General features: G+C 67.9%; 9 protein-coding genes and 1 riboswitch. All 9 genes read left to right on the top strand.

The window, feature by feature from the left end; translation table 11 throughout:
* The first annotated feature begins 70 nt into the window (after window positions 1-70).
* The 9 genes from RAC69_RS07775 (at window position 71) to RAC69_RS07735 (ending at window position 12,306) form a co-directional block, all read left to right on the top strand.
* A complete protein-coding gene (locus RAC69_RS07775) occupies window positions 71-1,762 on the top strand; it encodes an ABC transporter substrate-binding protein (protein WP_341935031.1) in 1,692 nt (563 codons plus the stop codon).
* A 40-nt stretch (window positions 1,763-1,802) separates the two neighbouring features.
* Window positions 1,803-2,798: an ABC transporter permease gene (locus RAC69_RS07770; protein ID WP_251585878.1), complete on the top strand. Its 996-nt coding sequence runs from the start codon at window positions 1,803-1,805 to the stop codon at window positions 2,796-2,798.
* A complete protein-coding gene (locus RAC69_RS07765; RefSeq protein ID WP_375086294.1) occupies window positions 2,791-3,774 on the top strand; it encodes an ABC transporter permease in 984 nt (327 codons plus the stop codon). Before RAC69_RS07770 ends, RAC69_RS07765 begins: the two co-directional genes overlap by 8 nt.
* Window positions 3,771-4,634 (top strand): ABC transporter ATP-binding protein, encoded by an 864-nt coding sequence (locus RAC69_RS07760; protein ID WP_375086292.1) that lies wholly within the window; start codon window positions 3,771-3,773, stop codon window positions 4,632-4,634. Before RAC69_RS07765 ends, RAC69_RS07760 begins: the two co-directional genes overlap by 4 nt.
* Entirely contained in the window at window positions 4,631-5,467 is an 837-nt protein-coding gene (locus RAC69_RS07755; protein WP_375086290.1) for an ABC transporter ATP-binding protein, read from the top strand. Before RAC69_RS07760 ends, RAC69_RS07755 begins: the two co-directional genes overlap by 4 nt.
* Window positions 5,468-5,523: 56 nt before the next feature.
* A riboswitch (glycine riboswitch) is annotated at window positions 5,524-5,618 on the top strand.
* Window positions 5,619-5,768: 150 nt separating this feature from the next.
* Complete coding sequence (gcvT, locus tag RAC69_RS07750) at window positions 5,769-6,875, top strand: glycine cleavage system aminomethyltransferase GcvT (protein ID WP_375086288.1); 1,107 nt, start codon at window positions 5,769-5,771, stop codon at window positions 6,873-6,875.
* A complete protein-coding gene (gene gcvH / locus RAC69_RS07745; protein WP_341935025.1) occupies window positions 6,872-7,249 on the top strand; it encodes a glycine cleavage system protein GcvH in 378 nt (125 codons plus the stop codon). The genes gcvT and gcvH overlap by 4 nt, the downstream gene beginning before the upstream one ends.
* Window positions 7,250-7,310: 61 nt before the next feature.
* Window positions 7,311-10,133, top strand: coding sequence for an aminomethyl-transferring glycine dehydrogenase (gcvP, locus tag RAC69_RS07740; RefSeq protein WP_375086395.1), 2,823 nt, complete (start codon window positions 7,311-7,313; stop codon window positions 10,131-10,133).
* Between the two features lie 538 nt (window positions 10,134-10,671).
* Complete coding sequence (locus RAC69_RS07735) at window positions 10,672-12,306, top strand: ABC transporter substrate-binding protein (protein WP_375086287.1); 1,635 nt, start codon at window positions 10,672-10,674, stop codon at window positions 12,304-12,306.
* Window positions 12,307-12,392: the final 86 nt, after the last annotated feature.

Here is a 12,392-nt window from a genome sequence, read left to right as displayed (position 1 = left end):
ACCCGACCCAGGGTTCCGTCTCCATCCGGAGAGTCCCTCCTGCAGTGCAGCACCGAGAGGAAACGACAGAATGATCCGTACCGGAAAGCGCAAGATCGCGCTCACCGCCGTGGCGGGGGCTTCCGTCCTCGCCCTGGGCCTGACGGCCTGTGGCGCGGGTGGCAACGACGGGAGCGGCGCAGACGGCGACCGCGCGCTCCGTGTCTGGGCCGGAAGCCAGACCCCGATCACGGCGAACTACAACCCCTTCGCGCCCACCGTGCTCCACGGTGCGCTCGGCCCCATCTACGAGCCGCTGTTCTTCTTCAACAAGACCTCCGACTCCGAGCCGGAGGGCATGATCGGCGACACGTACGAGTACAACGAGGATGGCACGGTGATCACGATCACCATCAAGCCCGACCTCAAGTGGAGCGACGGCGAGCCGCTCACCGCAGCCGACGTCGCGTTCTCCTTCAACTACGAGGCGAACAACCCCGAGGGCAACGGCCTCGTCTCGGCCGAGGCGACCGACGACACCACGGTCGTGCTCACCTACTCGACCGCGCAGTTCACGACCGAGTTCCAGCGTCTCGGCTCGACGTACATCCTCCCCGAGCACATCTGGAAGGACGTCGACGACTACGCGAACTTCGCCAACGAGGAGCCCGTCGGATCCGGTCCCTACGTGGTCGACAAGACCACGAGCGAGTCGTACACCCTCGTCGCGAACGAGAACTTCCGCGGCGCCGACGACCTCGGGGTCAAGAAGGTGCAGTACATCGCGGTCGACAACAACCAGACCGCGCAGGACCTGCTCGCCGCCGGCAAGCTCGACTGGACCGGCATGTTCATCCCGAACCCCGACGACGTCACCGCGAACGGCGCGATCTCCTGGATCAACACCCCGCAGGACCCGACCGTCCTCTACACCTGCTCGAATGCCGAGCTGGGCTGCTCCGGCCCGCAGACCGACGTCGCCGTGCGCCAGGCGCTGAACGCGGCGATCGATCGCGGCACGATCAAGGACAAGGCGTTCGTCGGCCTGACCGGCGACATCTCGCCCACGTACGCGCTGCTTCCCCGCGACGAGAAGTGGGTCGCCGACTCCGCGAACGAGGTCAGCCCGCAGGAGGCGGACGCCGCCGAGGCCGGGTCGATCCTCGAAGCCGCCGGCTACACGAAGGGCTCCGACGGCATCTACGAGAAGGACGGACAGAAGGTCGAGCTCACGCTCACCTCGGTCGACGGCTGGACCGACTACAACGACGCCGCGAAGCTGATCGCCGAGCAGGCCGAGGCCGCGGGCATCAAGATCAACGCCTCGACCGTGCAGTGGCAGGAGTTCTCCGACTCGCGTCAGAGCGGTGACTTCCAGCTCATCGTCGGAGGCATGGTCGGCACCTCCGTGGCCGACCCGTTCCAGATCTACCGCGACTGGTTCGGCGGCACGACCGTCGGCTCCACCGGCCCCGTGGGCGAAGAGGTGCCGACCGGCCGTTGGAACTTCAGCCGCTACAACAACCCGGTCGTCGACCAGGCCGTGCAGTCCGCGATCAGCACGAACGACGAGGCGACGAAGAAGGAGCTGTACGGGACGATCCAGACCGAGATCGTGCGCGACCTGCCGTACATCCCGCTGGTGATCAACGCGACCCAGACCTTCTACAACACGAAGGACTACACGGGCTGGCCGACCGAGGACGACCTCTACGCCTTCCCGCCGTCCTGGGGCTCGATCGCGGCAGGCTACGTCCTGACGCATCTGCAGCCGGCCAAGTAGTCCGCGTCACCGGGGAAGCAGGGAGTCGAAGAAGACCGTCATGAAGTTCTACGCACGACGAATAGGGTTCTACGCGTTCACGCTGTGGGCCGCCATCTCCATCAACTTCCTGCTTCCCCGCATGATGCCGGGCAATCCCGCCGACATCATGATCGCCAAGATGCAGCGCGCGGGCGGCGAGGTCTCCGAGACCACCATCCGCAACATCAAACTGCTGCTCGGTGGCGACGACTCCTCCCTCTGGGAGCAGTACCTCTCCTACTGGGGGCGGATGTTCCAGGGCGACCTGGGCGTCTCCGTCACCAAGTTCCCAACCCCGGTGACCGAGTTGATCGGTCAGGCGCTGCCGTGGACGTTGATCCTCGTCGGCACCGCGACCGTCATCTCCTTCATCCTCGGCGTCGTGCTCGGCGCCTGGGCCGGGTGGAAGCGCGGCACCTGGGTCGACCACATCATCCCCGCGACGACCGTGCTGCAGTCCATTCCGTACTTCTGGATGGCGCTCATCCTCGTCGCCGTCTTCGCCGTGGGGCTCGGATGGTTCCCGATCTTCGGCGGCTACGACGTGTTCGACTTCCCCGACGGCCCGGAGCCCACCTGGGCGTTCTTCTCCAACGCGCTGTCGCACGCGATCCTGCCCGCGCTCACCATCGTGGTCAGCTCGGTCGGCGGATGGCTGTTCGGCATGCGCAACATGATGGTGCAGACGATGTCGGAGGACTACGTGCTCACCGCCGAGGCGAAGGGCCTGCGTCCCCGTCGCATCATGACGACCTACGCCGCGCGCAACGCCGCCATCCCCTCGATCGCCGGCTTCTCGATCACCCTCGGCTTCGTGGTCGCCGGCTCGATCGTCATGGAGCAGGTGTTCACCTACCCCGGCATCGGCAAGCTCATGTTCCAGGCCGTGACGAACAACGACTACGCCCTCATGCAGGGCCTGTTCCTCGTCATCACGATCACGGTGCTCGCCGCCAACTTCTTCATGGACCTGATCTACGGATTCATCGACCCGAGGGCGCGCCAGAATGTCTGACACCAAGCTCACCCCGATGCAGATCGTCAAGGAGCAGCCGACCTCGGAGCCGGCCACCACCGTCACGCTCGCGACACAGAAGCCGAAGAAGGGGCGCGGTCTTCTGCCGACCCGCTCGGCGAAGTTCATCGTCGGCATGGTGCTCGTGCTGTCGATCGTGCTGTTCGCGATCATCGCGCCGATGTTCACGCAGAACCCGCGCAGCACGGACAACGCCGCTCTGCAGCCTCCGTCCGCCGAGCACTGGCTCGGCACCACCAAGCTCGGCAACGACATGCTCGCCCAGCTCGCGATCGGCGCGCAGGGATCGCTACTGGTCGGGCTCGTCGCCGGCGGTATCGCGATCGTCCTGTCGCTGGTCTTCGGCGTCCTCGCCGGCTATCTCGGCGGCTGGCGTGAGGACGCGCTCGCGCTGCTGACGAACGTCATGATCGTCATCCCCGGCCTCCCGCTCGTGATGGTGATCGCGTCGTTCGTCCCGCAGCGCAGCTGGCAGCTCGTGGCGTTCGTGCTCGGCATCACCTCGTGGGCCGGTGCCGCCTACGTGCTGCGGCTGCAGACCCGCTCGCTCCGCACCCGCGACTACGTGTACGCGTCGAAGGTCGCGGGTGAGCGCTCGTTCCGGGTCATCCTCGTCGAGATCATGCCGAACCTGCTGCCGCTGCTGACCGCGCAGTTCCTGTTCGCGATCATCTTCGCGATCCTCGGCGAGGCCGGCCTGTCGTACCTCGGTCTCGGCCCCAACTCGTCGATCACGTGGGGCAGCATCCTCAACGACGCGCAGTCGGGCCAGGCGCTCGGTCGAGGCGCCTGGTGGTGGTTCGTGCCGCCGGGTGTGATGATCGCGCTCCTCGGGGCGGGGCTCGCGCTCATCAACTTCGCGATCGACGAGGTCATCAACCCCAAGCTGCGCAACGCACCCGACGCGGCTCGCCGCGTGCGCAAGGCCGCCAAGACGAAGGGAGTCGCCGCGTGAGCGCCCCGGAAGCCGTGCTGACTGCACGCAACGTGTCCATCGAGTACGAGGTCGATCCGCCCGTGAAGGCCGTGCGCGACGTGTCGCTCACGCTCCACCGCGGCGAGATCCTCGGACTCGCCGGCGAGTCGGGTTGCGGCAAGACCACCCTCGCGTACGGCATGAACCGGCTGCTCAAGGCGCCGGCGCTGATGACCGCGGGCGAGATCGTCTTCCACGATCGCGACGGCAGCGACATCGACGTCGTCGCGCTCGACGGCGACGGGCTGCGCGCATTCCGCTGGGACAAGATCTCGATGGTGTTCCAGGGCGCGATGAACTCGCTCAACCCGGTGATCGACGTGCGCGCGCAGATCTTCGACATCTTCGACACCCACCGACCGGGCATGTCGAAGCAGGACAAGCAGGCGAGGGCCGAGGAGCTGTTGACGCTGGTCGGAGTGGACCCCTCTCGCCTGCGCAGCTTCCCGCACGAGCTCTCCGGCGGCATGCGCCAGCGCATGATGATCGCGATGGCGCTCGCCCTCGATCCGCAGGTCATGGTCATGGACGAGCCGACCACCGCGCTCGACGTCGTCGTGCAGCGGGGCATCATCCGCGAGATCATGCGCTTGCGCGAGCGCCTCGGGTTCGCGGTCATCTTCATCACCCACGACCTGCCGATGCTCATCGAGATCAGCGACCGCATCGCGGTGATGCTGCAGGGCGAGATCGTCGAGCAGGGCACGGCGGAGGAGATCTACCGCACCCCGCAGCACGAGTACACCAAGCGCCTGCTGTCGAGCTTCCCGAGCCTGACGGGGGAGCGCGGCGACTTCGTCCGCACCGGCAGCGGCGTCAGTCAGGAGGAGATTCGATGAGCGCCCCCACCCTCGAAGCGCGGAACCTCGTCAAGGACTTCCACCTGCGGTCCGGGTTCAAGACCTCGGTCCTGCACGCCGTGAAGGATGTGTCGTTCACGATCGAGGCGGGCAAGACGGTCGCGCTCGTCGGCGAGTCGGGATCGGGCAAGTCGACGATCGCGCGGATGCTGATGAAGCTGGAGACCCCGACGAGCGGGCAGATCCTGCTCGACGGGCAGGAGACGGGCACGAGCGGCCGCGCGGTCGAGGCGTACCGCTCGCAGGTGCAGATGGTGTTCCAGGACCCGTTCGCGTCGCTGAACCCCTACCACACGATCTTCCACCACCTCGAGCGGCCGATCCGGCTGCACCACCCGCGGCTGTCGCGCACCCAGGTGCGCGAGCGTGCTCTCGAACTGCTGGAGCGCGTGCGCCTCACGCCGGCCGAGAGCTTCGCCGAGCGGCGCCCCCACGAGCTCTCCGGCGGACAGCGTCAGCGCGTCGCGATCGCGCGCGCCCTCGCGCCGGGCGCACGGTTCATCGTCGCCGACGAGCCCGTCTCGATGCTCGACGTGTCGATCAGGCTCGGGGTGCTCAACCTGCTCGCCGACCTGCAGCGCGAAGACGACCTCGGCGTGCTGTACATCACGCACGACCTCGCCACCGCGCGCCACTTCAGCGACGAGATCATGGTGCTCTACAAGGGCGACGTCGTCGAGCGAGGACCGGCGGACGACGTCATTCTGAACCCGCAGCACGAGTACACGAGGACCCTGCTCGGCGCTGCGCCCGAGCCCGAGAACCTGGGCCGTCTGCGCGACGAGGTGAGGGCGGAGCTCGCGGGGCTCTGAGCGGTGGCGGCAGCCGGTCACCCGCTACACTGGGACCACAATCGAACATCGGCCGAACGGGCCACGCGGGAGAGCCCCGGCGAACGCAGCCGGGCACCGAAGGAGCAAGCCTCCCCGCCAATCTCTCAGGTACGCGTACCGCGGGGTCCCGGCCACTCTGGAAAGAGACGTGGAGCGAAGAGCCCCACGTCCGCCGACGGTGAAAGCCCCTCAGGGGTGAAACTCTCAGGCCGATGACAGAGGGGGAGTTCCGAGGAACGACGTCGCCGCCGTTCCGCCCGACCCAGCCCGGGAGAACTCCATGTCCGACCCCCGCTACACCCCGCTGCGAGACCGCCATGAGTCTCTCGGCGCGTCCTTCACCGACTTCGGCGGCTGGCAGATGCCGGTCAGGTACACGTCGGACCTCGCCGAGCACCACGCGGTGCGCCAGTCCGCCGGGATCTTCGACATCTCGCACATGGCCGAGTTCACGGTGCGCGGCGCGCAGGCCGCCGACTATCTCGACCATGCCCTCGCCGGGCGCCTGTCGGCGCTCGCCGTGGGCAAGGCCAAGTACTCGCTGCTGCTCGCCGAGTCCGCCGGGATCATCGACGACGTCATCGTGTACCGACTCGGCGACGAGGACTACCTCGTCATCTCGAACGCCGGGAACCGGGATGCCGTGCGCGAGGCGCTCTCCGCCCGGACCGACGGCTTCACGGTCGAGGTCGACGACGTCTCCGACGACTACGCCCTCATCGCCGTGCAGGGTCCGAACGCCGAGGCCATCCTCGCCGACACCGAGGGCGTCGCCGACGTCAGCATCCCGTGGTCGGAGCAGCGCTACTACGCGTGGGCGACCGCGACGTTCGGAGGTCAGCCGCTGCTGCTCGCTCGGACCGGGTACACGGGCGAGGACGGCTTCGAGCTGCTCGTCCCCGCGGCGCTCGCCGGTTCGCTGTGGGATGCCGTGCTCGCCGCCGGCGAGTCGCACGGGTTGATCCCGGCCGGTCTCGCCGCCCGCGACACGCTCCGCCTGGAGGCGGGCATGCCGCTCTACGGCCACGAGCTCACGCTCGACACGAAGCCCGCGCAGGCGGGCCTCGGCCGCGTCGTCGTCTCGGCGAAGGAGAGCTTCGTGGGGAAGGACGCCGTCGATGCGGCATCCGATGCCCGCGTCCTCGTCGGTCTCGCCGCCGAGGGCAAGCGCGCCGGTCGCGCCGGCTACGCGGTCGTGACCGAGGACGGCACGCCGATCGGCGAGGTCACGAGCGGTGCCCTGAGTCCGACCCTGGGGCATCCCATCGCGATGGCCTACGTCGATCCTTCTTCCGCTGCGGAGGGATCCGCAGTATTCCTTGACGTGCGGGGAACCCGCATCCCCGCGACCGTGACCGCCCTGCCTTTCTACCGGAGGACAAAATGACCGATCTGACCACCCTCAAGTACAGCGAAGAGCACGAGTGGGTCGCCGTCGACGGCGCGGTGGCGACCGTCGGCATCACCGACTTCGCCGCAGACGCCCTCGGTGACATCGTCTTCGTCGAGCTGCCGGCCGTGGGCACGGCGGTCTCCCGCGGCGACGTGTTCGGCGAGGCCGAGTCGACCAAGTCGGTGTCCGAGCTCTACGCCCCGGTCGCCGGCACGGTGACCGAGGTGAACCAGGCCGTCGTCGACGACCCTGCGCTGCTGAACTCCTCGCCGTTCGAGGACGCGTGGCTCATCAAGGTCGAGGTCGCGGACGACGCGCTCGACGGACTCCTCGACCGCGACGCGTACGTCGCGCACACGGAGGGCTGATCGCCTCGTGGTCTCTTTCGCCGATCGTCACATCGGACTCACCTCGTCCGCCCAGAGCCGGATGCTCGACGCGCTCGGACTCTCGGCCGAGTCCGCCGAACAGAGCTCGATCGAGGCGCTGATGCGCGAGGCCGTGCCCGCCTCGATCTTCACGGCCGAGCACGAGGACAGCGTCATCCCGCCTGCCGCGAGCGAGACGGAGGCGCTCGCCGAGCTCCGTTCGCTGGCCCGCCGCAACGCGGTGAACCGACCGATGATCGGCCTCGGGTACTACGGCACCATCACGCCGAGCGTCATCCAGCGCAACGTGCTCGAAAACCCGTCCTGGTACACCGCCTACACGCCGTACCAGCCCGAGATCTCGCAGGGTCGCCTCGAGGCGCTCATCAACTTCCAGACGATGGTCTCGGAACTGACGGGTCTCACCACCGCGAACGCCTCCATGCTCGACGAGTCGACGGCTGTCGTCGAGGGGATGCTGCTCGCGCGGCGCGCCTCGAAGACGACGTCGAACGTGTTCGCCGTCGACGCGGACGCCTTCCCGCAGACCAGGGCCCTTCTCGCCGCTCGGGCGGAGGCCGTCGGCATCGAGGTCGTGACGGTCGACCTCGCCGCGGGGGAGGAGCTGCCCGCCGAGCTGTTCGGCGTCTTCGTGCAGTACCCCGGCGCGTCGGGGCGCGTGTGGGACCCGAGCGCCGTGATCGATGCCGCGCACCTCGCCGGCGGTCTCGCGGTCGTCGCAGCCGACCTGCTCGCACTGACGCTCCTCGCGTCACCGGGGAACATGGGCGCCGATGTCGCGGTCGGCACGACGCAGCGGTTCGGTGTGCCGATGGGCTTCGGCGGACCGCACGCCGGCTACATGGCCGTGCGCGCCGGCCTCGAGCGTCAGCTGCCCGGACGCCTCGTCGGCGTCTCGGTCGACGCCGACGGCCGTCCCGCCTACCGCCTGTCGCTGCAGACCCGCGAGCAGCACATCCGCCGGGAGAAGGCCACGTCGAACATCTGCACCGCTCAGGTGCTGCTCGCCGTCATGGCTTCCATGTACGCGGTCTACCACGGCCCGGACGGGCTCAGCGCGATCGCCCGTGAGACGGCCGCCAAGGCCGCTCTGCTGCGCGACTGGCTCGTCGAGGCCGGTGCCGACGTCGCGCACGACGCCTTCTTCGACACGCTTCAGGTGCGCGTTCCCGGCGCCGCAGCCGAGCATGTCGCGGCCGCGCACGAGAAGGGCATCCTCCTGCACGGGGTGGATGCCGACACCGTGGGCATCTCGGTGGACGAGACCACCACGACCGCTGACATCCACGAGGTGGCGCGGGTGTTCGGCGGTCCGCAGCAGCGCGTGTTCGGCCTGACCGGCCCGCTCTCGGCGCTGCCCGAGGCGCTGCTCCGCCAGGACGAGTACCTGACGCACCCGGTCTTCCACGCGCACCGCAGCGAGACCGCCATGATGCGCTACCTGAAGTCGCTCGCCGATCGCGATTACGCGCTCGACCGCGGCATGATCCCGCTGGGCTCCTGCACCATGAAGCTCAACGCGGCCACCGAGATGGCGGCGATCACGTGGCCGGAGTTCGCGGGCATCCACCCGTTCGCCCCGGCATCCGACGTGCAGGGCTACCTCGACCTCATCGAGCAGCTGGAGTCGTGGCTCGCCGAGGTCACCGGGTACGACGCCGTCTCGCTGCAGCCGAACGCGGGCTCGCAGGGAGAGCTGGCCGGGCTCCTGGCGATCCGGGGGTACCACCACGCCAACGGCGACGCGCATCGCACGATCTGCCTGATCCCGTCGTCGGCCCACGGCACGAACGCCGCCTCGGCGGTGCTCGCCGGCATGAAGGTGGTTGTGGTCGCGACCGATGAGCTGGGTAACGTCGACCTCGCGGATCTGCGCGCCAAGATCGCGCTGCACGCCGACGAGCTCGCCGCGCTGATGATCACCTACCCGTCGACGCACGGCGTGTACGAGCAGGACGTCGTGGAGATCACGGCGGCCGTGCATGACGCCGGCGGTCAGGTGTACGTCGACGGGGCGAACCTGAACGCCCTGCTCGGCTACGCGCGGTTCGGCGACCTCGGCGGCGACGTCTCGCACCTCAACCTGCACAAGACGTTCGCGATCCCGCACGGCGGTGGCGGACCGGGCGTCGGTCCGGTCGCCGCGAAGGCCCACCTCGCGCCGTTCCTGCCTTCTCACCCGCTCGCGCAGCGCGCCGAGCACGCGGGCGGCTTCATGTTCGACGGCGGACCGATCTCGGCAGCGCCGTACGGCTCCGCCGGCATCCTGCCGATCTCGTGGGCGTACGTCCGCATGATGGGCGCCGACGGTCTGCGTCGCGCCACGGCATCCGCCGTCCTCTCGGCGAACTACATCGCCGCACGCCTCGGAGAGCACTACCCGGTGCTCTACAGCGGTGAGAACGGACGAGTGGCGCACGAGTGCATCCTCGACCTGCGTCCCCTCAAGGAGGCCACGGGTGTCACGGTCGACGACGTCGCGAAGCGGCTCATCGACTACGGCTTCCACGCCCCGACCATGTCGTTCCCGGTCGCCGGCACCCTCATGGTGGAACCGACGGAGTCGGAGGACATCGACGAGATCGAGCGCTTCGTCGAGGCCATGGTCATGATCAAGGCGGAGGCGGATGCCGTCGCCGCCGGCCGCTGGCCCGCCGACGACAACCCCCTGGTGAACGCTCCGCACACCGCGGTGTCGCTCATCGCAGGGGAGTGGGAGCACGCCTACACGCGGGAGGACGCCGCCTACCCGGTGCACGCCCTCGTCGCGGGGAAGTACTGGCCGCCGGTGCGGCGCATCGACCAGGCGTACGGCGACCGCAACCTCGTGTGCGCCTGCCCGCCGATCGAGGCCTTCGCCTGATCACGGCGACAGGAAGGGGGTCGGATGCCGCGGCATCCGACCCCCTTCTCGGTTCGAGAACCTACTTCGTCCAGCTGAACCACTGCCCGGGGTAGCCCGGGCGGTTCTGACAGGGCCCTACCTTGTAGCCCTCCTGGACGTAAAGGCGTCGATCGGCCTGACAGTGCGACGACTCGATGTAGGCGCCCGCCCACCCGGACGCCGCTTGCGCCGCAAGAGGCGTGGCGACGACCAGCCCCGCGACCAGCGCCATTCCCGCCGTTGCCCCCATCAGCTTCCTCTTCATGTTCGTTCCTTCCTCCGGTTGTCCTGCATTGGAAGACACCGTATGGGCCGAGACCTGAACGTGCAAACATTCGGCTCCCGGCGCGGCGCATGGGCGTCGCGCGTTTCCGCGGTGTTACAGATGATCACCACTCAGTAACGGTTGATTAGCCGAGCGCGGGGTTGCGCGAACCCCGGGTTACAGTCGACTATCCCTACGCGTTCGACGATGAGCGCGCAGTTTGATGAATACCCGTCCACAGGAGGACACACAGTGAAGCGCAACAAGATCGCCCTTGCGGGCACCGCGCTGTTCGTGATCGGCGCCCTGGCGCTCGCGGGCTGCGCAAACGGTGGGGGCAACGAGTCCGCGGACGACACGGCGTCCGGCGACGCGTCGGCCATCATCTCCGTGAACAACACCGAGCCGCAGAACCCGCTGATCCCGACCAACACGAACGAGGTCGGTGGAGGACTGGTACTGCAGAGCATCTTCGCCGGTCTCGTCTACTACGACGCCGAGGGCGCGGTGCACAACGATCTGGCAGAGTCCATCGAGACCGAGGACTCGAAGACCTACACGATCAAGATCAAGGCCGACCAGACCTTCGCGAACGGCGACCCGGTGGACGCTGAGTCGTTCGTCAAGGCCTGGAACTACGGCGCGGCGCTCGACAACAAGCAGCTCTCCAGCTACTTCTTCGAGTCCATCGAGGGATTCTCGTATGAAGAGAACGTCCCGGAGCTGTCCGGGCTCAAGGTCGTCGATGACCTCACGTTCACCGTCACGCTGAAGCAGCCGGAATCCGACTTCCCGCTGCGCCTGGGCTACACCGCGTTCTTCCCCCTCCCTGCCGCGGCATGGGACGACCTCGAGGCCTTCGGCGAGAACCCCATCGGCAACGGACCCTACGTGTTCGCCGAAGAAGGTGCGTGGAAGCACAACGAGAGCATCGAACTCGTCAAGAACGAGGACTACACCGGACCCCGCGAGGCCATGAACGGTGGCGTGGACATGAGGCTCTACGCCAGCACCGACGCAGCGTACGCCGACCTCCAGGGTGGCGAGCTCGACATCATCCAGGAGATCCCGGACACTGCTCTGCAGACCTTCGAGAGCGACTTCCCGGACCGCACCGTGAACCAGCCTGCGGCGGCGAACGCCACCATCACCATCCCGGAGCGCCTCGCACACTTCAGCGGTGAAGAGGGACAGCTGCGGCGCGCCGCGATCTCCCACGCGATCGATCGTGACGAGATCACCAAGGTGGTCTTCAGCGGCACGCGTACCCCGATGAAGGACTTCACGTCCCCGGTCATCGACGGCTACTCCGAGGACATCCCGGGCTCGGAGGTGCTCGAGTTCGACGCCGACAAGGCGAAGGAACTGTGGGCAGAGGCCGATGCGATCTCCCCGTGGACCGGATCCTTCCAGATCCAGTACAACGCCGACGGCCCCAACCAGGGCTGGGTCGACGCGGTCGCCAACCAGCTGAAGAACAACCTCGGTATCGACGCGTCTGGCAACCCGATCCCGACCTTCGCCGAGCACCGCACCCTGATCACCGAGGACCAGACGCAGACCGCGTTCCGTACCGGATGGCAGTTCGACTACCCGTCGATGTTCAACGGCCTCGGCCCGCTCTTCGGAACGGGTGCCGGTTCCAACGACGGGGACTACTCGAACCCCGAGTTCGACGCGCTTCTGGACGAGGGCTCGTCCGCTCCGGATGTGAAGGACGGCATCGCGAAGTTCCAGGAGGCGCAGGAGATCCTCTTCAAGGACCTGCCCGCGATCCCGCTGTGGTACACCAACGCGATGGGTGCCTGGGGCGAGAACGTCGAGAACGTGGAGTTCGGGTGGGACACCTGGCCGATCCTCTACCAGGTCACGAAGGACGGCGAGTAAGCCAGAGGCACTCACCCGTGAGGCGGCGACGATGATTCGTCGCCGCCTCGCGGGCTGTGTTCACCTGGTTGCCCGCCTTCTGCCTC

Origin of the sequence: Microbacterium sp. LS_15 (assembly GCF_041954735.1) — a bacterium.
In the GTDB taxonomy this organism is placed as follows: Bacteria; Actinomycetota; Actinomycetes; order Actinomycetales; family Microbacteriaceae; genus Microbacterium.
The sequence above is the reverse complement of the archived record's forward strand: the minus strand, read 5'-3'. Positions and strand labels throughout refer to the sequence as shown.

Bases quoted from the DNA above. Each gene is read 5' to 3' on its own strand.
- gcvH (WP_341935025.1), top strand. From the start codon at position 6,872: ATGACCGATCTGACCACCCTCAAGTACAGCGAAGAGCACGAGTGGGTC.
- RAC69_RS07770 (WP_251585878.1), top strand. From the start codon at position 1,803: ATGAAGTTCTACGCACGACGAATAGGGTTCTACGCGTTCACGCTGTGG.
- RAC69_RS07775 (WP_341935031.1), top strand. From the start codon at position 71: ATGATCCGTACCGGAAAGCGCAAGATCGCGCTCACCGCCGTGGCGGGG.
- gcvP (WP_375086395.1), top strand. From the start codon at position 7,311: ATGCTCGACGCGCTCGGACTCTCGGCCGAGTCCGCCGAACAGAGCTCG.
- RAC69_RS07755 (WP_375086290.1), top strand. From the start codon at position 4,631: ATGAGCGCCCCCACCCTCGAAGCGCGGAACCTCGTCAAGGACTTCCAC.
- gcvT (WP_375086288.1), top strand. From the start codon at position 5,769: ATGTCCGACCCCCGCTACACCCCGCTGCGAGACCGCCATGAGTCTCTC.
- RAC69_RS07765 (WP_375086294.1), top strand. From the start codon at position 2,791: ATGTCTGACACCAAGCTCACCCCGATGCAGATCGTCAAGGAGCAGCCG.